This window comes from Acinetobacter sp. LUNF3, from assembly GCF_022699605.1.
GTDB lineage: Bacteria > Pseudomonadota > Gammaproteobacteria > Pseudomonadales > Moraxellaceae > Acinetobacter > Acinetobacter johnsonii.
Genome location: NZ_CP093968.1, coordinates 3,094,723 through 3,117,402 on the forward strand (window position 1 = coordinate 3,094,723; position 22,680 = coordinate 3,117,402).

Consider the following 22,680-nt stretch of genomic DNA (forward strand, 5'->3'; position numbering starts at 1 on the left):
ATTTGGATTCATGAATGGTAGCTTCGGCTACTATTCATGAATTATTACTATTTATTTTCGAATCTGTAAAACTAAAAAAGCTTAATTTTTGGTCTATTTTTATGCAGTGGTTAAAAACATGCTTAAAATTATCACTTATGAGAGTTTTTGATATGCCAACTAAAAAACCAACATCTGAGCGTGATATCGCTAAAGCAGCTGCTTATATATTGCAAGAAAGCTTTTTTAAAGGGTAATCCCCCCTAAAAATAATAGGATCTAAAAGTAGAATTTTCTCTTAAGATACGAGCAGGAGATTCTGCATGAAAACATCTAAATTTACTGACAGTCAGATCATGTCCATCTTGAAACAGGCAGAATCTGGCACACCTGTAGCGACCCTTTGCCGTGAACACGGCATGAGTAATGCTACCTTTTATAAATGGCGTGCCAAATATGGTGGTATGGATACATCATTAATGGCTCGACTGAAAGAGCTAGAAGCCGAAAATACCAGACTTAAAAAGATGTATGCGGAAGAGCGATTAAAGGCCGAAATCATCCAGGAAGCGATGGCAATGAGCAGCACTGCTGCGCAAGGGTAAAGCCATCTTGCCGGCGTAAGATGGCACAACAGGCAGTTGCCCAGCATGCCATTAGTATTCGTTTGGCTTGTAAAGCATTTGGCATTAGTGAAACCTGCTACCGCTATCAAGCCAAACTCAGCGATGACAATGCACTCATTGCTGAACAGCTCATTGAACTCACTGAGGAAAATTCCGATTGGGGCTTTGGTTTGTGCCTCTCGTATTTACGGCATGTTGAGAGTTGCTGCTGGAATCACAAGCGGGTTTACCGCATTTACTGTGAGTTGGCACTGAATCTGCGTATTAAACCGAGAAGAAGACTAAAACGGCATGCGCCTGAACCATTGAAAGAACCAATCCGAGAAAATCAGGTTTGGTCATTAGATTTTATGCATGATCAGCTTTCCGATGGTCGCAAGTTTCGATTATTGAATGTGATTGATGATTACCGCCGCGAAGGCCTAGCCATTGAAGCAGGGTTCTCATTGCCCACAATCAGGGTTATTCGTACGTTGAATCAATTGCTGGAGTGGAGAGAAAAACCGTTAGTGATCCGATGCGATAATGGTCCCGAATTTATCAGTCACGAATTTGTGCGCTGGGCTACTGAGCACGGTATTCGTATTGAATATATTCAACCGGGTAAGCCACAGCAGAATGCGTATATTGAACGCTATAATCGGACCATACGTTATAGTTGGCTGAGCAAGCATTTATTTGATACTTTGGATGAAGTACAAGATTATGCAACAAACTGGTTGTGGCATTACAACCATGAAAGACCACATCAAGCTAACAAAGGAAAGCCACCTCTAATGGCTGCTTAACCTCTACTTTTAACTTCGGTTATTTATGGGAGGATTACCACACAAGTGATAAATTTCAGATATTTTTAGATAAATCTAGATATTTCCAATCTAAAAAACACACTGGAAGTGAACAACAATCAGATTTGTAGAAGTTAGAAAAAGTGGGGCTCAGCGGACGCTTACACAAAATAAATTATATATGCACTTTTAACTTAACATTTTTAAAGTTTAAAAAAAATAGCTCCTCTTATTTACAAAATAAAAGGAGCTATTTTACTGTTTAAGAAACTGAATTTAAATGAATTTAAAACAATAAACCTTTAAACAACTTAACAAATTACTTGGGTATATGATCTAGAACGGAAGCGTCCGCTGAGCCCCACTTTTTCTAACTCTTTTATGCACTTAATACAATAATGTTAATTTTTTTGTCGTCTTAATTCACTTTTAAAACTCTTAAACTATTTGTATGAAAATTTTGTTAAGATTTTAATCATTTTCTAATCATCAAGGCTCATAAAATTATGGGGTTACCTCGAACTTTTGTTAGCTTCAGTAGTACTGATATTCATTACTACAGATTAATGCAGGCATGGAAAGCCAATAAGCACATAAATTTTAATTTTACTGATTGCCAATTACATACTGCTATACAATCGGTAAATGAAGCTTATATAAAAAGATTATGCAGAGAACGTATCAATATGGCTGGTACATTAATTGTACTAGTAGGAAAAGATACTTATTTGAAAAATACATTTGTTAAGTGGGAAGTTGAAGTTGCCTTAGAAAAAAACTGCCGAATCATTGCTGTAAATTTAGATGGATCACGCCAATTAAATTTCTCTACTTGTCCAACTTTTTTACAAGATATTGGTGCAGTATTTGTTCCTTTTTCAGCAGAGATCGTAGCCTATGCTCTACAGTATTGGGTTAAGCAGCCAAGTGGAAACTGGTATTACCCAGATTCTATTTATCAACAACTTGGATATTGAGAGTGAGTATGAAAGAGGAAGACTTTCCAGGTTTATTTCTAGCCGCAGATAAAGTAGCGAAAAATTATCAAGATAAATTTAAACTTGTTTGGCTTTGTTGCACAAACCTATCTGTAAAGGGTTTTTCAGCGATAGGCTTTTTGCACAAAGATTTGAAATGCAAAGCGCCCCTAATTGAGCTAAATTTAAGGCGTAACTTGGGTAAGTGGGCGACCTAATTCCGTAAATCTGTTAAGGACTGCTACACGTGCATGGATCTCATTCACTTGGCTATCAAAACTCCTTGCACTGAGTTTATCTCCTAATAATTTGATGCAATGCATCTTAGTTTCAACCAAACTTCGCCGATGATAGCCTGACCATTTTTTCCATAGTGTCCTGCCTAAACGTTTAATTGTTCGAAGTAATTCATTTCGCTCTAGCGAGCTACTCTTTGTATCTTTCGATGGTTTCGCATTTTTTCTAGGTGGAATCACCGCATGCCCTTGCCGATCTGCAATGACCTGACGGCATTGCTTGGTGTCATAAGCTCCATCGGTATAAACAGAGTCAATCCGCTCATCTTGTGGAATCTGATTAAGTAAATCACCAAGCACCTGTGAATCACTGACATTATTGGTTGTAAGCTGAACTGCTCGTATTTGCAGGGTTTTAGCATCTATACCAATATGAAGTTTACGCCATTGGCGACGATATTTAGGTCCATGTTTCTTGCATTTCCATTCGCCCTCACCTAGAAACTTCATGCCTGTAGAGTCCATGAGTAGATGCAGCCCATCGCTACTTTTTTGGTAGCTGATTACAATATCAATATGCTTTTGTCTTCTACAAAGCGTGGTGTAATCTGGAGCTATCCAATTTAATCCGCAAAGTTTAATCAGACTTTGCACAAAGCCAGTGACCATACGTAAAGACAGACGGAATAAGGATTTAATCATTAAGCAGCATTGGATGGCTGCGTCGGAGTAGGTTTGATTTCGCCCTTGTTTGCCTTTTGATGGCGCATACCATTGCGTAGCAGGATCAAACCAAATGGCAATATTTCCGCGACTCATGAGTGCTCGGTTATATGCGGGCCAATTGGTTGTGCGGTAGATTTTGTGTGCAGGCTTCTTCATTTGAAAATTATATCGCTGAAAAACCCTTTACAGATAGGTTTGTGCAACAAAGCCATTTATGAAAAATATGGTAAAGCAGTTCAATATCTTCAAGTACCGCAACAATTGTGTTAACCGAATGCCCTCTGTTTCTCAAATAAATCATCGTATAAAGATTTGGGTATGTTAGAGGGAGACCATTACTATCAATTAAGACAGCAAATCTTTCCCCACTATTCATGACAAATCTTTTAACTGAAAGCATAAATTTTACAAAAAGTCTAAGTATTAAATATATTAAATCATAATAAAAAAAAGTTTACAGAACTATTTTAGTATCTGTAAACTTTCTCTGTAACCTACTAAATATAAAGATAAATTTTATAAACTTTACAAAAATATATCTCTAGTGTGTCTCAGAATGGAAGATCATCATCCATATCTGCTGGTGCTGCCGCAGGCGCTGACTGAGGAGCCGCCTTTGGTGCAAAACCGCTTGGGTTATTGTTCGCATAACCACTTTGTTGGTTGTTGCTATTACCCGCTGCTGGATTACCGGCATAACCGCCTTGGTTGTTGTTATTGTTATAACCACCACCTTGGTTATTGTTGAAACGTGGTTGTGCATAACCATCATTTCCGCCTTGCATTTGCTCGCCTTGCTGACGGTTGTTGTCGAGCATCTGCATTTGCTCACCACGAATTTCTGTGGTGTAGCGTTCTTGACCATTTTGATCTGTCCACTGACGAGTACGCAGTGAACCCTCAATATAAACTTTCGAACCTTTACGTAGGTATTGTTGCGCAATTTCACCTAGACGGTTGTGTAACACAATACGGTGCCATTCGGTTTGCTCTTTACGCTCACCGGTGCTTTTGTCTGTCCAAGAGTCGCTCGTTGCAATTGAAAACTGGGTCAACGAACCACCGTTTGGGAAAGTTTTCGTCTCTGGATCTCGGCCTAATGTGCCCACTAAAATAACTTTATTTACACCGCGCATCTGATGTTTACTTCCTATCTATTTCTATTATTTACTTTATAAGAGTTATGCTTAAATGGCTACCTCTTTCCCCAACAACTGCGTTAAATCTTGTCGCGTAGCATCATCTATTTGCTGCTTATCGACTTTTACATACGCTACTTGCTGATCAGACATCACCACGACCTCTTCAATACCACGAATCGCTAAAAGCTGTGAAGTCCATTCGTCCGTTTGTTTATGTTCAGGTAAACGCAATATCATCGAAGACAAATAGCGCGGTTGTGCCAAGCCAAAACTAATCAATAACCAAACAATCGCAAGTCCAGTCAGGATGCTCCAGCCCAAGGCTGTATTGTTTAACAGCAGCAACTGACCGCCTGTGACACCACCAAAGAATGCGCCTAAAAACTGGCTGCTGGCATTTACGCCCATCGCGGTGGCTTTAGACTGAATTGGCGCAGCTTTCGATAACCATGACGGCAGCAACGCTTCCATGACGTTAAAAGCAATAAAGAATAAGCCCAAACCTGTCAGCAAAATATACTTCGACTCAAAGCCAAAAATTAGGATGCCTAAACCTAAAATAATGCCGCCAATAGCCGTTAAAAAGATGCCTCGCATTTTGCGATATTTTTCAGCCAACACAATACTTGGAAAGGCAAAAAATAGGCTAATCACCAACAGCGGTAAATACACCCAGCCATGCGAATTTAGTGGAATTTTTGCAAAGTCGATGAGTTGCGATGGGACATAAATAAACATTGCCGTCAGCAATAAATGTAAGCTAAACACCGATACATGCAGACGGTTCAGATCGCCCATTTTTAAGACTTGTTTGAGCTGAGCCAAATAACCTTGCTGATAATTACGATGATGGCGGGTGACTTTGGGCACCAAAAACAACATCGAAATGGCCGCCAAACCCATGATGGTGGTCACCCAAAATAATCCTGAAATTCCTACTAAACCGGTAAGCCACGGCCCCAAACTAAAAGCCACAGCAAAAGAAACCCCGATACTCATGCCCATGGTTGCCATGGCTTTCATACGGTTTTCTTCACGGGTCACATCCGCCAGTAGTGCCATCACCACGGCAGACACTGCTCCACCACCCGCAATGGCACGACCAATAATCACCCCATAAATGGTGTCTGACATCGCTGCAATTGCACCACCCAAAGCAAACAGAAGCAGCCCAAAAACCACCAAAGGCTTACGGCTATAACGGTCGGCAATCAAGCTAAAAGGAATCTGTAAAATGGCCTGTGTTAAGCCATAAATCCCCACAGCCAAACCGAGCAACGCAGGCGTTGCATATTCATAGGTCTGCCCTGCCACAGAAAATACAGGGATGATCATGAACAAACCCAACATGCGTAAGGCAAAAATACTGCTTAAGGCAAAAGTTGAACGACGTTCTAAAGCATTCATCATAAACAAGGACAGACTGTATTGAATTAATCTTGGATCAAGATTATAGGCTATTCAATCCGACTAGCGGCATGAATTTTATGTTTAATAAAAGCCTTCCTGATCTGAAAAACAAAAAGCGCAGCCTGAGCTGCGCTTTTCCACGGTTTAAAGCAATCTGCTTTAAGCGGCTTGATGTTTTTTGTATTGAATAGAAGCAATAACAGCCCAAACAATAAAGGCCACACCAATTAAACCCGTGACAACTTCTGGTACATGTAGACCTGTGCCACTTGCCAGCATAATGAATGCTAAAGCACCAATTGCGTAGTGTGCACCATGCTCAAGGAAGACATAGGCATCCAAAGTCCCTTTTTCGACCAAGTAAATCGTCATCGAACGCACGAAAATCGCACCAATCGCGAGACCCAACATAATAATCACGACATCGGAAGTAATGGCAAACGCGCCAATTACGCCATCAAAACTGAACGATGCATCAAGTACTTCTAGGTATAAGAAACCACCAATACCTGCTTTGACCACACCTGTGGTTGCGCCATTGGCATCATGCGTAACTGCATTGCCGTCTTCATCAACTTCAGGTTCACCACCCAACAAATGACTCAAGACTTGTACGCCAATATAAACCACGATGCCCCAGATTCCCGCCATGGTCACCACCAGACGTTTGGCTTCGTCGACATTGGCAGCCATCACCAAAAGTGCAATCAGTGCAAGGAAGACCGACATTGCAGGAACATTGGCTAAGTTAGTCAAACGGCGTTCTAACCAGCGGAACCAGTGCGTGTCTTTCTCTTCATCTAAGAAGAAGTTTAAGAACACAAGTAACAAGAATGCTCCACCAAACGCAGCAATTTCAGGGTGGTGATCCATCAGACGTTGTGAGTAGGTTTTTGGATCATTCAAAGCCAGTTGTACGACTTCAACAAAGCCCATATCTGCAGTTACAGCCACAATTGCGACAGGGAAGATTAAACGCATACCAAATACAGCGACTAAAATACCCACAGTCAGGAACAACGTTTTCCAGAAATGATCCCAACCTCGTAACACAGATGCATTGACAACGGCATTATCAAAAGATAACGAGACCTCCATCACCGCTAAAATTGCAGTAATGGTCAAAGCAGTAAACATGGTCTTTAAGCCCGCTTCTGGTCCATGGGTAAAACCCCAGTACGCAGACAACGCAAGACACACGATCGTAAAAATGATAGAGAAACCAAAATGTTTCATCATGACAGATCGACCTATAAAAAATTTGGAGATGAACGAAAACTAAAAAAACAGGTTGAGTTTTATGGCCGCAATTATGACGCTTTTTGCGCCTGAAACCAAAACATCTTCGTTAATTTTTACTTATCTCACAGATGTACGGAGATGGATTGTTGTTCCGCGCAAACTGTTGTTATAGTCTTGCCCATATTTTGGCTTCCCTCAGGATCTAATCATGGCTTTTTCTCAAGACGTTTGGCAACGTAATGTCGACTTATATCAAAAAACACTGGCTTTACCTTTTAACCAAGAATTAGCTTCAGGCACACTTAATAAAGAAGCATTTTGTCATTATGTGATTCAAGATGCGCACTACTTGGTGGCTTATGGTCGTGCTTTAGCGGTGTGTGGTGCCAAAGCGTATGAGGCCGACGACATTATTCAGTTTAGCCAAGGGGCTAAAGAAGCGATTGTGGTGGAACGCAGTTTGCATGATGGCTTTATGAAAAATTTTGATATTTCAAAACAGCAGTTTGAAGAAACCCCGCTGACTTTGGCATGTCACCATTACACTTCATTTCTAACGGCAACAGCATGGTCTGAAAGCTACCCAGTGGTGTTAGCGGCACTCTTACCTTGTTTTTGGATTTATGCTGAAGTCGGTAAAGACATTGTGGGTAACTCTATCGCCAACAACCCCTACCAAGCGTGGATCGATACTTACGCAGGTGAAGAATTCAACCAAGCGGTACGTAATGTAATTGCAACCATCGATAAAGTGGCTGCACGCTGCGATGCAGACACTATTGAGAAAATGCATAAAGCCTACCGTAAAGGGGCTGAACTGGAATGGTTGTTCTGGGACAGCGCTTATAAACAGCAGCAATGGCTCGGTTTAGACCACGCTTAAAAGCGAAAATGATCCAAAAAGCCCTGAACCCTTCAGGGCTTTTTATTGACCGAATATCGTATTTTTTCAGAAGGCGCGATTGCTATTTTAAGCATTTAAAACTAAACTATAATAATGATAATAATTATCATTTACATAATTAACTTTCGAGGGCCTTTCTCATGCATCCGGATACTCTTGGTACTGAAGCCATTCGTGCATTTTTTACCGTACAATGTTGCTGGCTGAATAACGAAGAAATTTACCTTGAAAAAGGCTGTTTACACTGCGGTTCTGCCGCGACCTATCTCATTTATTATACCAATCCACATATTCAAAAATTGATGTTGGCTTTTATTAAAAAATATCATTGCGTTTTAAGTCGAGAACAAGACTTACTCGACCTACCAGACTTTGAAGATGACTACGACGCCTTCTTGCAAACTCTTGAGCACGAAGTCAATTTCTATGCCCGTCTCCATCATGACATTATCCGTCCCTTTGCTTTTGAGACGGTCGATTCAATCTTTGAACGTCCTTATGCACTAGCATGCTAAATGCTGCAACCACAACAATACTCTATAGTCAAACCGCTTAATTACCCATACACTCGTTAAAGAAACGACTAAAAAGCTTATCTATTGAGTTAACCAACCATTTTTTCCTTTTTGCTTTCACCCATGCCCACATTTTTTCAATAGGATTAAGGTCAGGACTATAAGGTGGTAACCAAAGTATTTGATGCCCATGTTGGCTTAATAGATCTTGTATATCTGGTCGTTTATGGAAGGCTGCATTGTCCATGACAATTACACTATTCGAGGGTAGTTCTGGTAATAAAAACTGATCTACCCAAAAATAAAATACATCCGAATTTACTTTGCTATCAAATAAACCCACTGCAAATAACTTACCCTCATGGATTGCTCCTATTGCATTGGTTTGATTTTTTAATTGCCAATTATATGTTCCATAACAAGGAGTTCCCTGTTTTGAATAACCATGAGGTCTATGTTCATGAGATTTAAATCCACTTTCATCAAGATAGATGATCGGGTGTTGATACCTTAATCGGTTTAAATCTTTTAAATACTGCTCTCTGAGTTCTGTTTTTGCTTTCGGGTGCCGTAAGGTCTTTTTTTAACTGTAATATTTAGACGCTTGAGCGCATCTCCAATTGTAGAAGTAGCACAACCAAAACGAGCAGCGCGTTCATATTGATAATCATCGGGATATTGCTCAACATCTGCACGTAAGGCATCATCATCAACTTTAGATGGTTTTCTTGGTCGAGTTCTTTTTATTTCGATTCGCTTTTTCCATTCGACAATTGTATTTTTATTAATTTCGAAGTGCTGAGCAACCGCTCGGATAGATTGACCTTCTTCAAGCTTGGCTAATATTTTCTTTCTAAAATGTATTGGATAACTCATATCGGTATTGTATTGGTTTTTTGGCGTGCGGACTATATCCCTGAACGCGTACGGCAAACCAAAAATAGCACAGTCATGATGCAACTTTTGCGCTGCGCCGAATGGGAGATCCACTCTTTTTTACGCAATACGTAAACATCTTTCTATCTTCAGTCGCAGCCAATATCGATAGCTTGAGACTTGTTTCAACACTGAAATCTAGCTACAGTCTAGCAGCATCACTTTTCTTTTGGCCGACATGATTTGTCGCTATAAAATCATGTTTAACACTTGAATAAAGCATAAGTCGTTATCATATACCTCCTTCATCTGCACAATTTCGAGATAGTTTTATGAGCCAAAGTCATATCCGTATTCGAGGCGCACGTACCCATAACTTAAAAAATGTGAACCTTGATATTCCCCGCGACAAATTCGTGGTGATCACGGGACTTTCTGGTTCAGGTAAGTCATCGCTTGCATTTGATACACTCTATGCCGAAGGTCAGCGTCGTTATGTCGAATCGCTTTCGGCCTATGCGCGCCAGTTCTTGTCACAAATGGAAAAACCTGAAGTTGACTCAATTGAAGGTTTAAGCCCTGCCATTGCAATTGAACAGAAGTCAACCAGCCATAACCCACGTTCTACGGTGGGTACCATTACCGAAATTTATGACTATTTACGTCTACTTTACGCACGTGTCGGCACGCCATTTTGCCCAGAGCATGATTTGCCAATGGTGGCACAGACCGTATCAGAAATGGTCGATGCAGTAAAAGGATTGGATGAAGGAACAGCGCTGATGCTGCTTGCACCTGTGGTGCGTGAGCGTAAAGGCGAATATTCCAACCTGTTTGAACAGCTACAAAGTCAAGGTTTTGTACGGGCGCGCGTCGATGGTGAGATTGTTGATCTCGACCCAATTCCAGAACTCGATAAAAAGAAAAAACACACCATTGAAGTGGTGGTGGATCGTTTTAAAGTCCGTGATGACCTCGGCAACCGCATTGCAGAATCTTTTGAAACGGCACTGCGCTTAGGTGGTGATATTGCTGTTTTGTCTTGGATGAACGGTGAACATCCTGATCGGGTTTTTTCGGCTAAACATTCATGTCCTGAATGTGACCGTGCTGTTGCGGAACTTGAGCCGCGTTTATTTTCATTTAACAATCCCTTTGGTGCCTGCCCAACCTGTGATGGTTTAGGTACACGTAGCCATTTTAGTGCCGAAAAACTCATTCCAAGTCCTGATGTGTCGATTAGCCAAGGCGCTATTCGTGGTTGGGACAGACAACGTCCGTACTACTACAGCATGATTGAAAAAGTGGCTGAGCATTTTAGCTTTTCTTTGGATACGCCTTGGAATGAACTGGATGCCGACACCAAAAAGAAATTTCTCTACGGCACAGGCAAAGAAAAAGTTGATTTAAGTTATATCGACGAACGGGGTCGTAAACATAATCGTGTACAACCTTTTGAAGGAATTTTGCCACATTTAGAACGTCGCTATCGTGAAACAGAGTCAAACTATGTTCGTGATGATTTGGCACAGTACCTGTCTAATGCGGCCTGTGATGCTTGCGGTGGATCACGTCTAAATGAAATTTCACGTCATGTTCGAGTAAAAGATAAAACCATCGCCCAAATTACCAAAATGTCGATTGGTGATGCTGAAAGTTATTATCAAGATTTAAATCTTGATGGTGCAAAAGGCGAAATTGCCGATAAAATCTTTAAAGAAATTCGTGAGCGTTTACATTTCTTAGTTTCAGTGGGTTTGAATTATTTAAGTCTTTCTCGTTCAGCAGAAACATTGTCTGGTGGTGAAGCGCAACGTATTCGTTTGGCTTCGCAAATCGGCGCAGGTTTGATGGGAGTGATGTATGTCCTCGATGAACCGTCGATTGGTCTGCATCAACGTGATAATGATCGCCTATTGGAAACCTTAGTCCGCTTACGTGATTTGGGGAATACCGTTTTAGTCGTTGAGCATGATGAAGATGCGATTCGTGCAGCAGATCATATTATCGATATTGGCCCTGGTGCTGGTATTCATGGTGGTCATGTGATTGCTGAAGGGACTTATGATGAAATTCTTGCGAATAGTGAATCTCTCACGGGTCAGTATTTATCAGGCAAACTAAAAATTGAAGTACCGAAAAAACGTACTGAACCACCAAAGCCTGAAGAACAAATTAAATTGATGGGTGCTGCGGGTCATAACCTACAAAATGTGGATTTAACCATTCCTTTGGGTGTGATGACCTGCGTGACTGGTGTGTCTGGTTCAGGTAAATCTACGCTGATTAACCGTACTTTATTGCCTTTGGCAGCGACACAGCTTAATGGTGCAACCACTTTAACAGCTGAAAAATTTGACTCGATTGATGGTCTGCAATTCCTTGATAAAGTTGTTGATATTGATCAAAGCCCGATTGGACGTACACCTCGCTCCAACCCTGCAACGTATACGGGTTTGTTTACTCCGATTCGTGAATTGTTTGCGCAAACGCCTGAAGCCAAAGCACGTGGTTATGCTGCGGGACGTTTCTCGTTTAACGTGAAAGGTGGTCGTTGTGAAGCCTGTGAAGGTGACGGCATGATCAAAGTGGCAATGCACTTCTTACCTGATATGTATGTGCCTTGTGATAACTGTCATGGTGAACGTTATAACCGTGAAACTTTAGAAGTGGGTTATAAAGGTAAGAATATTTCCGATGTTCTCAATATGACTGTTGAAGATGCCATGCATTTCTTTGATGCGATTCCTGTGATTCATCGTCGTTTGGAAACACTGAATCAAGTGGGCTTGGGCTATATTCGTTTAGGTCAGTCTGCAACGACACTGTCAGGTGGTGAAGCGCAACGTGTGAAATTGGCACGTGAACTTGCGAAACGTGATACGGGTAAAACGTTGTATATCTTGGATGAACCCACTACAGGTCTACATTTCCATGATATTGCAAAACTTTTAGATATTCTTCATGAGCTACGCAATAAGGGCAATACCATTGTCGTGATTGAGCATAATTTGGATGTAATTAAAACTGCTGACTGGGTGATTGATTTAGGCCCTGAAGGTGGTGCAGGTGGCGGGATGATTATTGCGGAAGGTACACCTGAGCATGTGGTGAAATCAAAAGTTTCACATACTGCGAAGTTTTTGAAACCGTTGTTGAAGTAGGATTTAATCCACCCCAACCCTCCTTTGGAAAAGGAGGGAGTTCCCATTACTAATCAAATGGTGTTCCCCTCTTTATCAAAGAGGGGTTAGGGGAGATTAAAAATCATGAGTAAAATTGGATTTGTCGGGGATAAAATGCGCTTCTCAGAAAGATATGGTTATCAATCTATTCGTGAAATAATTCAGAAGAATTCAATAAATACAGATTTAAAAAATGCTTTGTGGAATGCAATTATAGTATGTATTTTTAACAAGTATTCTTACCATTTTGGTGCCCGAAGTCGTCCTATTATTGGAAGTAATTTAGAATCTTTTTTTCAATTACTATTTCATAGTTTTTTCAAGAAAAGAATTGACCAAATCCCATATTCGATAGAATCTACTATTGCTGAAATTGACACTTTATTTTTTAAAACATACAAATGGTATGAAATTTATAATTTTATTGAGGCCTGTATAGAATATTTTCCTTTTGATGAAAAAAAAGAGGATTTTATCATTCTCTTGAATGATTGCTTGGAAATTGAGAACTCTGCTTATAGAGTAATTAATTATCAAATTACTCCAATCACATCAGAACAAGAAATCCAATCTATAGAACAAGCAATAGAAAACACTAATCCATATTCAGGTGTACAACAGCATTTAAATCAAGCTCTAAAATTGATGTCAGATCGGCAGAATCCTGACTATCGAAATTCAATAAAAGAATCTATTTCAGCCTTAGAAGGTATTTGCAAAATTATCGCAAATAAAGAAAATGCTGGATTTCAAGAAACCCTAGCTATTATTCAAAATAAATATGATTTGCATAAAAGCTTAAAAGAAGGATTTGTCAAATTTTATGGCTATACATCAAATGGTGATGGTATCCGCCATGCTATGCTCGAAGAATCTAATTTAAGTTATATCGATGCCAAATTTATGTTGGTAGCATGTACCAATTTCATTAATTATTTAATTGAAAAAACCACAGACCAAAACTGAAATCCGATCACATGACAGGCGACATGGATGTCGCCCGTTTGACTGTGCACAAGGGACTGAGCATCAGTCAAACAAGTGGGTTTTGTCACTTTTGCCCAGTCAAAAGTGAGGCAACGCCTACTCAATGAAAAAATATTAAAACGTGCAAAAAACAAAGAATTTAGATTTTTATAAATTAGCAATATGAGTCAATTATTTAGATTTTTCCCGATCATTGAGATGTAAAAATCCCAAACACATCAACTCGCCACCTTATTTTTCCCCTGCTCTTTGGCTTGAAACAAAGCACGATCGGCTTTTTCTAACAGTGCCATCCAACTGGTCGCACCAATTACCACCCCAATACTAATACTGACTTTCAAATCAGGGCAACGTATGCTATCAACCGACTTCGCTTCATAAATCTCAGAGCGAATCTTTTCCGCAATTTTTAAAGCGCGCTCCATTCCAACATTTTCAATCAGTACTATAAATTCATCGCCACCGTAACGTACCAACAAGTCAGATGTCCGAATATTTTCTTTTAATTTTTCAGCCACAAACTGAATCACCTGATCCCCCATCAGGTGCCCATACACATCGTTGACCTGTTTAAAATGATCAATGTCGATCACCATTAAACAAGTCTCCGAAAACTGAGTCGGCTGATTTTCCAAAAGTTTAATGTATTCATTCAACGCATAACGGTTTGCAACCCCGGTTAATGAATCCAAATGCGCAATATTCTTGAGTCGAAACTCCAACGCATCTCGCTGCTGAAGCGTCTGTTTTAACTGCTGAATTGCTGTAAATAAAGAATACATATTGGCTGGTTGATCTTTGGTATCCATCGGGTTGGGGCGAATACTGGAATGGGATAAATCAAACAAAATTTCACGCGCTTGAATGAGTGGACTAAACACTCTCTTACGCGCATAGATCATGGTAAACAGTGCCGCAAAAATTGAAATGAGTGAAATACCCACCGTTGTGAGCAAAATATTTTGTGCTTTATGCTTTTCAATGATGGCTTTTTCAACGCTATATTTGAGTAAATAATTTTGCAATTCCACCACGGTCGAAAATTTATCAACGATTGCTTCAGTTAACTGCGTCCCCGTTAAATAGTACGGTCGATGGTAAATACTTTCATTCATCAAGCGCTCAACAATCAATAGCCCTTTGGCTAAAAACTCGTTATAAACCGCTTGATGCAGCACTTTAAATTCTTCGGTTTTATCACGCTCGGGCTGTAAGGTATCAATGAGTTCCCACAAATACATCACTTGCTTCCGAGTCTGTAAAGAACGCGCTAAATTGGTTTCAGGAATCGGTTGTTTAAAAGCTACATGCGCCATCACATTGGATGCAGCACGACCAGCCTGATCGCGTAAGTCAGCCAATAATAAAATTTGGACATAGAAGTTTGAAACAGCGGTGTCTTTGCCTTCAGATACAGCGATCACATCTTTTAAAACATCATGACTACGATCCCAAGCACTAAACATTTTTAGGATGGCTTGATCCATGGTCTCGGCATTACGTTGCTCACGTGGTAGAGCTGCATAGGCATCTACCTGTTGTCTGCCTTGCATTAAAGCTTCATCTAAACGGTCAAATAAACTTAAATCTAAATTTGGGAGGTTCGAATGCTTTAAAACCTCTAAGGTCTTTTGCATCTGCTCATCTACCGTGAGTCGATACAGTTTTAATTCAAGCACATGTTTGGCAAAGTCTTGCTGATTACTCGACATGAGCTTGTTGGCTGGCGCACGCTCTCGTGAAATCTTATTGGCCAAGTCTGCAACAGCTTGTAGGGCTTGTATTTCAGTTAAAGCTTGGTTGGTTTTGATGTAATCGCGATAACTTTTGACCATCAACGGAATGGATAAGCTGCACAATGACAAAATAATAATGCTCATTGCAATGTACAACTTTTGACTCAAATACTCAGAGCGTATTTCTCGCATACTTCAACCACGCCCCCATTCCAAAATAAAAGAAAACCAAATTAACTGTTCATTATATGAATAGTATATCGTGTATTTAAGTGATTAATTCTTTGTTTTGCATCATTTTAAGATTTCATCAGCCCCAAATAATCACAGCTAAACTTTCACTCACCTATGAAAGCTGAGCCAATCCATCCTTAATAATATTCATGTTTAGTGTGAATTTCATTCAATATTTTCTAGTTTTCCCATTTTTTAAAGTACCTATATTTACATATGCAACATTTAGGTGCATAATGCACATTATTGGGGCGAATTAGAGTATATCCTCAGCAGATATTCTAATTTTCCCAAAAGATTTGGCGGAAAAAACCAACTTCTTTTAGAAGTTGGTTTTTTTTTGACCAAATAAAAGTTTTTAATGAAAATGCATATTCATAATTGCACCATTATAATGCATTAAATTCCAATAGATTTTTATTAGAAAAAAGAAGATCTCGAAAATTTAAATAAAAAAAAGCCCAACCTTGGGGAAAGTTGGGCAGATAAACAAAAACTGTTTGAGGAGAATTAGCTTCTCAGAAAACAACAATATTGTTAAATGATTCGCTAAAATCATTATGAAATAAATCCGTTCACTTGTAAAGCCAACTAAAGCACTATGGATTAACACAACGCTATAATTAGCGTGAAAATTATCACAAATACTCAGAGGATATGTACATTATGCAAGCAAAAAACAAGCTTTTTGCGCTAATTTTAGGCGTTTTTTAGATTTAGGACACAAAAACGCCTATATTTGAGGTACCTTATTTAACTTTTTTACCGTTTATATCAATATATTCAATCTAATTTACCAATTAAAAATCAAGTTCAGTACAATTCATTTTCCTGCATTCTCTGTTTTCTAAATAGGTATACCCTATTGTTCTGCTGTAAGTTTTTTTTGGTTGACATGGATACACTCAATTGAGTAATTTTTAACCCATAACACAACTAGAGTAATTACTCAATAATATAATACCATTAGAGCTCATTGACTTAATAAATTGTTACAATAGAATAGCCTTAGTTTAATCCAATGTTAACAATCTGGTAAATATCATGAAAAAACTCGGTTTAGCAACTGCTTTATTATTAGCCATGACCGGTGCTCAAGCATACCAATTCGAAGTACAAGGTCAATCTGAATACATCGATGCATCTGATGCAAATGACAAAGATTTTACTGGCGGTTTACAAGGTACTTTCTACTTTAAAGATGTTGATTCATCTAAAGGTCCTTTAGCTGAAGCTGCTTTTTTAAACCAAGCTTCAAATGTTTCTTTGGCATATAACTATGCTGAATTAGGCACTGACGGTACTGATTTCATCGCACACAACTACGGCGCTAAAGCAGAAGCGTATATTCCTACTAAATTCGTTCCAGCATATGCAAGTGCGTCTTATAGCCACACACATTTGGATGGTAAAAACAGCGAAACGCCTGATGACAATGGCGACCGTTATGCACTTGAAGTGGGTGCTTTAGCTGCTCCGAACTTCTTGGTTGCTGTAGGTTATACTAGCGTTGCTGACCAATTTGCTCTTGATGCGTTCAACGTAATGGGCAATGGTGTTGTTAAAGCTGTTGGTGAAGCTGCTACGATCGGTGAAGATCAAGACGCGGTTACTGCACGTACTAAATACGTAGGTAACATCGACGGTACAAACATGGCGCTCGGCTTAGAAGCTGGTCTTGTTTACGGTGAAGACACCGCTTACCAACTTAAAACTGACCTTTACTTAACTCCTGCGTTAAGTGTTGGCGCTTCTTATGTTGAATCAAGCTTTGCTGGTACTCCAGATTCAGCTTGGGGTGCAAACGTTAACTACTTCATCACTCCAGCAGTTGCTGTAGGCGCAAGCTATGTAAATGCTAACGCTAAAGACAATACTGAGAATCTTGATACTCAAACTGTTGGCGTAAACGCTAAATTCCGCTTCTAATTTCATTTAGAAACTGAATATAAAAAAGGACGCTTTTAAGCGTCCTTTTTTTAGTTTGTGGCTCTGACTAAATTTAAGAAATGTAAATGACGCTCATATTGGTCAATAATATCTTGCAAGAGATCATCTAAAGTCCAATCCATCACATCATAATTCTGTCCACCTTCTCTTAAGAAAACTTCAGCTTGATAAAACTGCTGTTCTTCGAGTCGATCCGCCATAAAACTGGGTGGCTGGGTTTCACGGGCAACCACCTGATAGATGAAGTTAATTTCATTATGGTGATCCACGCGTAACTGCAAGCCATGCTCAATCGGTTGAATAGTCACGTCTAGCTGACGGCGCTGAAATTCCTTTTGTACTGCTGAAAAAGCATGTTGTACCTGCTGGCCAATGAACTCTTCGACCTCAGACTGGGTATGCGGATAATGCATAATCAGACCTAGACGCTGTTGCCAACTGCGTGGATTTTGAATCGCACGTGGCGTGATTCGCGCATCTTGTAGTGCACGCATTTTGGTGACATCCAAACGCAATGCTTTCAGTAAGCCCCAACAGACCAGTAACATAATCAGAGTAAAGGGCAAGGCACTCATAATTGTGGCCGATTGCAAGGCTGAAAGTCCGCCTGCCATCAGTAAGATAATCGACAGTAACGCAATCAAAATGGTCCAAAATAGCCGTTGCCACAAAGGTGAGTTTTCTGTTTCTGCGGTTAAGTAATCAATCACCAATGAGCCTGAGTCGGCTGAAGTCACAAAGAATAGCACCACCAGAACGGTCGCAATCAGGCTCGATATTTGAGAGAAAGGTAAATGGGTCAAAAATTCAAACAGTGCGACGGATGAATCTTGTTGTACCGCTGAGATTAAAGAAGTGTGCCCATCTTGAATAATACTCAACAGCGCTGCATTCCCCATGAAGCCCATCCAAATCAGGGTAAAACCTGTTGGAATGAACAACACCCCGACAATGAACTCGCGAATGGTTCGACCTTTAGACACTCGGGCAATAAACATTCCAACAAAAGGCGACCACGAAATCCACCAGGCCCAATACATAATGGTCCAACCACCAATCCAACCATTGGGTTGATAGGCATAGAGGTTGAAAGTCATCGTGAACAGATTGGATACGTATTGCCCTGCGTTTTGAATGCTGGTTTGTAAAATATAAATAGAAGAACTAGCAAAAAACACAAATAACAGTAAAACCACTGCCAGCACTAAGTTCAATTCAGACAGCCGTTTAATACCTTTGTCCAAACCAAACCCGACTGAGAGCGAAGCTAGAAAAGTGACAAAAATAATCAGCCCGACCTGAATACCAATACTTTGCTGAATGCCAAAAAGATAATTCAGTCCCGAATTAATTTGGGTCACCCCAAAACCAAGTGTGGTCGCAACCCCGAAAATGGTGCCTAAGGTTGCAAAGGTATCAACCGCATCTCCCGTTGCACCATAGATTTTTTTGCCCACCAAAGGATATAAAGCGGAGCGAACCTTTAAAGGCAAATTATGTCGGAAAGAGAAATAGGCGAGTGACAAGCCCACAAGTGCATAAATGGCCCATGCATGTAATCCCCAGTGGAAAAAGGTGATCCGCATCGCTTGTTGTGCGGCATCTAAGGTTTGCCCTTCCCCTGTTGGCGGGTTGACATAATGCATCACGGGTTCAGCGACACCGAAGAACATCAAACCAATCCCCATCCCTGCGGTAAACAGCATGGCGAACCAAGAACCACTGCTATATTCAGGCAGACTATGATCAGGGCCGAGTTTGATTTTACCCATATCGGAGAGTGCAATAAAGATCAGTAAGATCAGAAATAACGCGACAGATAAAACGTAAAACCAGCTAAATGAGTCAATAATCCATTGATTTAAATGTTTGGTTAAAGCCTCAAAACCACTTGGGTCAAAAAGAATCAAGGCCAGAAAAAGCACCAGAATCACGACAGTGCTGAGAAATACATTCTGTTTGATGTTTGCAAACAGCGATGGCTTTATGGAAGGCATAATTCCCCCAGAAAATTATTTTTAGTACAAAGATATAACCAAAATGGTTAATTAGACGAGTCTAATAAAGAGTGAAGAATGAATAGCTTAAAATTTAACGATTCTGTTCCATCATAATTTATGTTTAAAAATAAGGCAGTGCGAATCCTGTAACAGTTTAATTTTCTTTATGATCATTGGGTCGGTGCTGAATATACTGCAAGGCAATCAAGCGTGAGACGACTAAAGCCAAATACATCACCCCACAAAACATCTGCAACATTGCAATCATACGGGCCAGCGGTGTCAGTGGCATTAAATCGGACAAACCTGTCGCCGACTGCAAACTAAAGCTTAAAAATAATAAATCGAGCCATGACTGTGCGCCTGCCACATTAGGATTTAAAAAGCTATTGGGTTCTAAAATCTGACAAATGCTATATAAAAAGGCAAAACCCCATGCAATAAGCGTAAACACTGCCCCGGCAGCAAATAGCTCATCCTTAGTCAAATAACGGTCTGCAAACATATAGCGCAGCAAGCCATAGGCCGCAATAAAATAGGCCATCGCCTCAAAGGCATGACTAATCACCAACAGCATTGGATCTCGCGCACCCAGCAAAATCAGTAAGGAAAAGAACAATGCCCCACCAACAAAACTCAAGCCGAGAATGGTGAACACGGGGGTTTGGCGAATGACCTTGGCAATGAGCAACAGGACCAAAACACCTAAGCCCCAAACCAATACACGTAAGGACAGGCTATGGCCGCTCAACAGCGCCAAAATCAGCATAATAAATTGCAACAGCAGTAACCATGCTGAAGGCAGTAGACGGAAGCCTTTCCAAAATTCGACAAATACTTGCATATGCAGCCTGTTGTTTTTAAAGCCAAGTTTGATTGGTTCTTGTTCTAGCTTTTTTAACTTAGCATAAATGGCCACTGAAACCGATGCTTTTTATTCGTGTCAGTCGATTCATTTTGCCCAAAAATTTGAGTACTGCTTGAGTACTAAATAGCACAATCTAGGTCTTTCAGCATTCAAAGCCAACACAGTTAAGAGCGTCAACACCATAAAAAAAAGCCCCGATGAAGGGGCTTTTTTTATTTCAGGTTCAGATTAGTGATCTGAAGCACCTGAGATACCAATACCTGTTTGCGAACGTACATACTGCGCATCAAATGCTTTACGTTCTGCTTGTGCACGTGCTGAGTTATCAGTCACAGAGAACAACCAGCAGCAGAAGAACGCCAATGGCATTGCAAAGATTGCTGGACCATTGAATGGATTCACTGGGGTTTCAGAAATACCCAATGTATCGACCCAAACGGCTTTAGATAAGATAATGAGTACCACCGCAGTCGTTAGACCAATCACACCACCAATCACCGCACCACGTGTGGTTAAACCTTTCCAGAACATTGACAGTACAAGTACTGGGAAGTTCGCACATGCTGCTACAGAGAATGCTAAACCGACCATGAAGGCAACATTTTGTTTCTCGAACAGAATCCCTAAAATCATTGCAAAAATAGCAAGACCTAAAGTCGCGATTTTAGACATACGAAGTTCAGATTCAGGAGTCGTTTGACCTTTCTTGAATACGTTTGCGTACAAGTCATGCGAGATTGCTGAAGCACCTGACAAGGTCAGACCTGCAACAACAGCAAGAATCGTTGCGAACGCCACTGCTGAAATGAAGCCCATGAACAAGTCACCGCCCAATGCATCAGACAAGTGAACCGCTGCCATGTTGTTACCACCAACAAGCTCTAGCTTGCCAGTTACTGCCATTTTCGCGACATCAATGAACTGTGGGTTATTCGATACATAAAGGATCGCACCAAAACCAATGATGAAAGTTAAAAGGTAGAAGTAACCAATGAAACCTGTTGCAACAACCACTGATTTACGTGCTTCTTTAGCATCTTTAACGGTAAAGAAACGCATTAAGATGTGTGGTAAACCCGCTGTACCGAACATTAATGCCAAACCTAAAGAAATGGCATCAATTGGGTTCGCTGCAAGTTTACCTGGGCCCATGATATTGCCCGCTTCGGCTAAAGAAATGTCATGTACTTTAGAGAAAACTTGAATTGACTGCGTGAACATTTCAGAGAAGCTGAAGCCCACGCCTTTCATCACCATGAAAGCCATGAATGTCGCGCCAGACAAAAGCATTACAGCTTTAATAATCTGTACCCAAGTCGTTGCCAACATTCCACCGAAGATCACGTAAGCCATCATCAGAAGACCAACAATTACTACAGCAATGTTGTAGTTCAAACCAAATAACAGTTTGATCAGCTGACCTGCACCCACCATCTGAGCGATCAGATAGAATGCAACGACAACCAATGAACTTACTGCTGCAAGCGTACGTACTGGTTTTTCCGCTAAACGGAATGACACTACGTCAGATAAGTTGAACTTACCTAAGTTACGTAGACGTTCAGCCACCAAGAACAATACGATTGGCCAACCAACCATGAAACCCAATGAATACAGCAAGCCGTCGAAGCCTGAACTGAAAACCATTGCGGAAATTCCCAAGAATGACGCTGCGGACATATAGTCACCCGCAATCGCTAAACCATTTTGGAAACCTGAAATCCCGCCACCTGCTGTGTAGAAGTCAGCAGTGTTGGTGGTTTGTTTTGCTGCCCATTTGGTGATGAGCAAAGTAAATCCGACAAAGATACCAAACATGATAATGGCATGCCAGTTTGTCGCTTGTTGTTGAGCCTCACCCAAATCTGGGCCTGCAAGTGCTAGGCTCGAAGCCAACAGTGCTGTAGCAGCGACTGTAAGCGCTTTCAATGAATTCCATTTCATTAGTGCTGTCCTTTCTCTTGCGCAATGGCTTCGACTTCACGCATTGCTTCTTCATTTAATGCGTCGAGTTTGTTATTCGAGATATACGAATACACACCACATAAAAGGAAAGACAATACAATAATGCTTAGACCCAATGGCATGCCAATCGTGGTCACCCCACCACTGACTGAAGTCATTAAAAATTCTTTGTTGTAGCCGACCAACAACATGAAACCAACGTATACAACCAACATAATAGTTGTCAGTGTCCAGCTCAGTTTACTTTTACGACTAACCATTTCCTTGAATTTGGGATTTTGTAGAATCTGTTCTACTTGTCTCTCATCCATAACCATACTCCTGTGCGTATCCA

General features: G+C 40.5%; 17 protein-coding genes and 3 pseudogenes. 8 read left to right on the forward strand and 12 right to left on the reverse strand.

Annotated elements, in window-relative coordinates; all coding sequences use genetic code 11:
• Nucleotides 1-14 precede the first annotated feature (14 nt).
• The 3 genes and pseudogenes from MN200_RS15160 to MN200_RS15170 all read left to right on the forward strand — a co-directional run bounded on the left by MN200_RS15160 (nt 15) and on the right by MN200_RS15170 (nt 2,370).
• Nucleotides 15-236 (forward strand): hypothetical protein, encoded by a 222-nt coding sequence (locus MN200_RS15160; protein ID WP_058870629.1) that lies wholly within the window; start codon nt 15-17, stop codon nt 234-236.
• Between the two features lie 66 nt (nt 237-302).
• A pseudogene (locus MN200_RS15165) lies at nt 303-1,393 on the forward strand (IS3 family transposase).
• A 506-nt stretch (nt 1,394-1,899) separates the two neighbouring features.
• Nucleotides 1,900-2,370, forward strand: coding sequence for a TIR domain-containing protein (locus tag MN200_RS15170; RefSeq protein ID WP_058951564.1), 471 nt, complete (start codon nt 1,900-1,902; stop codon nt 2,368-2,370).
• Nucleotides 2,371-2,555: 185 nt separating this feature from the next.
• Here the strand turns inward: MN200_RS15170 and MN200_RS15175 are convergent, their stop codons facing one another.
• The 5 genes and pseudogenes from MN200_RS15175 to MN200_RS15195 form a co-directional block, all read right to left on the reverse strand.
• Complete coding sequence (locus tag MN200_RS15175) at nt 2,556-3,488, reverse strand: IS5 family transposase (protein ID WP_114392652.1); 933 nt, start codon at nt 3,486-3,488, stop codon at nt 2,556-2,558.
• Nucleotides 3,489-3,558: 70 nt separating this feature from the next.
• Nucleotides 3,559-3,732 (reverse strand): annotated as a pseudogene (locus MN200_RS15180) (site-specific integrase); the annotation flags it as partial.
• 151 nt (nt 3,733-3,883) lie between these two features.
• Nucleotides 3,884-4,468 (reverse strand): single-stranded DNA-binding protein, encoded by a 585-nt coding sequence (gene ssb, locus MN200_RS15185; protein ID WP_058870676.1) that lies wholly within the window; start codon nt 4,466-4,468, stop codon nt 3,884-3,886.
• Nucleotides 4,469-4,519: 51 nt separating this feature from the next.
• A complete protein-coding gene (locus MN200_RS15190; RefSeq protein ID WP_058870675.1) occupies nt 4,520-5,884 on the reverse strand; it encodes an MFS transporter in 1,365 nt (454 codons plus the stop codon).
• Between the two features lie 159 nt (nt 5,885-6,043).
• Nucleotides 6,044-7,123, reverse strand: coding sequence for a DUF475 domain-containing protein (locus tag MN200_RS15195; RefSeq protein ID WP_058870674.1), 1,080 nt, complete (start codon nt 7,121-7,123; stop codon nt 6,044-6,046).
• Nucleotides 7,124-7,334: 211 nt separating this feature from the next.
• Between MN200_RS15195 and tenA the strand changes: the two genes are divergently transcribed.
• Together tenA and MN200_RS15205 are read left to right on the forward strand one after the other, a co-directional pair.
• Nucleotides 7,335-8,009 (forward strand): thiaminase II, encoded by a 675-nt coding sequence (gene tenA / locus MN200_RS15200; protein ID WP_004691671.1) that lies wholly within the window; start codon nt 7,335-7,337, stop codon nt 8,007-8,009.
• A 161-nt stretch (nt 8,010-8,170) separates the two neighbouring features.
• Nucleotides 8,171-8,545, forward strand: a complete 375-nt coding sequence (locus MN200_RS15205; protein WP_058870673.1) for a hypothetical protein — start codon at nt 8,171-8,173, stop codon at nt 8,543-8,545.
• A gap of 37 nt (nt 8,546-8,582) precedes the next feature.
• Here MN200_RS15205 and MN200_RS15210 read toward each other — a convergent pair.
• Together MN200_RS15210 and MN200_RS15215 are read right to left on the reverse strand one after the other, a co-directional pair.
• Nucleotides 8,583-9,056, reverse strand: a pseudogene (locus MN200_RS15210) (IS630 family transposase); the annotation flags it as partial.
• A gap of 17 nt (nt 9,057-9,073) precedes the next feature.
• Nucleotides 9,074-9,421, reverse strand: coding sequence for an IS630 transposase-related protein (locus MN200_RS15215; protein ID WP_039890557.1), 348 nt, complete (start codon nt 9,419-9,421; stop codon nt 9,074-9,076).
• A 332-nt stretch (nt 9,422-9,753) separates the two neighbouring features.
• On the opposite strand from MN200_RS15215, the gene uvrA reads away from it, so the two are divergent.
• Nucleotides 9,754-12,585: an excinuclease ABC subunit UvrA gene (gene uvrA / locus MN200_RS15220; protein ID WP_058870478.1), complete on the forward strand. Its 2,832-nt coding sequence runs from the start codon at nt 9,754-9,756 to the stop codon at nt 12,583-12,585.
• 105 nt (nt 12,586-12,690) lie between these two features.
• Nucleotides 12,691-13,572 carry a hypothetical protein gene (locus MN200_RS15225; RefSeq protein ID WP_081313276.1) on the forward strand — a complete coding sequence of 294 codons (882 nt, stop codon included), beginning with the start codon at nt 12,691-12,693 and terminating at the stop codon, nt 13,570-13,572.
• Between the two features lie 239 nt (nt 13,573-13,811).
• Here the strand turns inward: MN200_RS15225 and MN200_RS15230 are convergent, their stop codons facing one another.
• Entirely contained in the window at nt 13,812-15,521 is a 1,710-nt protein-coding gene (locus MN200_RS15230; protein WP_058870479.1) for a GGDEF domain-containing protein, read from the reverse strand.
• Between the two features lie 1,086 nt (nt 15,522-16,607).
• Here MN200_RS15230 and omp33-36 point away from each other — a divergent pair.
• Complete coding sequence (gene omp33-36 / locus MN200_RS15235; protein ID WP_058870480.1) at nt 16,608-17,492, forward strand: porin Omp33-36; 885 nt, start codon at nt 16,608-16,610, stop codon at nt 17,490-17,492.
• Between the two features lie 50 nt (nt 17,493-17,542).
• Here the strand turns inward: omp33-36 and betT are convergent, their stop codons facing one another.
• The 4 genes from betT to MN200_RS15255 all read right to left on the reverse strand — a co-directional run bounded on the left by betT (nt 17,543) and on the right by MN200_RS15255 (nt 22,657).
• Nucleotides 17,543-19,510, reverse strand: a complete 1,968-nt coding sequence (gene betT / locus MN200_RS15240; RefSeq protein ID WP_058870481.1) for a choline BCCT transporter BetT — start codon at nt 19,508-19,510, stop codon at nt 17,543-17,545.
• A gap of 157 nt (nt 19,511-19,667) precedes the next feature.
• Nucleotides 19,668-20,357, reverse strand: coding sequence for an ion channel (locus MN200_RS15245; RefSeq protein ID WP_004691682.1), 690 nt, complete (start codon nt 20,355-20,357; stop codon nt 19,668-19,670).
• Between the two features lie 252 nt (nt 20,358-20,609).
• Nucleotides 20,610-22,325 (reverse strand): cation acetate symporter, encoded by a 1,716-nt coding sequence (locus MN200_RS15250; RefSeq protein ID WP_058870482.1) that lies wholly within the window; start codon nt 22,323-22,325, stop codon nt 20,610-20,612.
• The gene (locus MN200_RS15255; protein WP_058870483.1) at nt 22,325-22,657 is read right to left on the reverse strand and encodes a DUF485 domain-containing protein; all 333 of its coding nucleotides are present in this window, start codon (nt 22,655-22,657) and stop codon (nt 22,325-22,327) included. The genes MN200_RS15250 and MN200_RS15255 overlap by 1 nt, the downstream gene beginning before the upstream one ends.
• Nucleotides 22,658-22,680 lie beyond the last annotated feature (23 nt).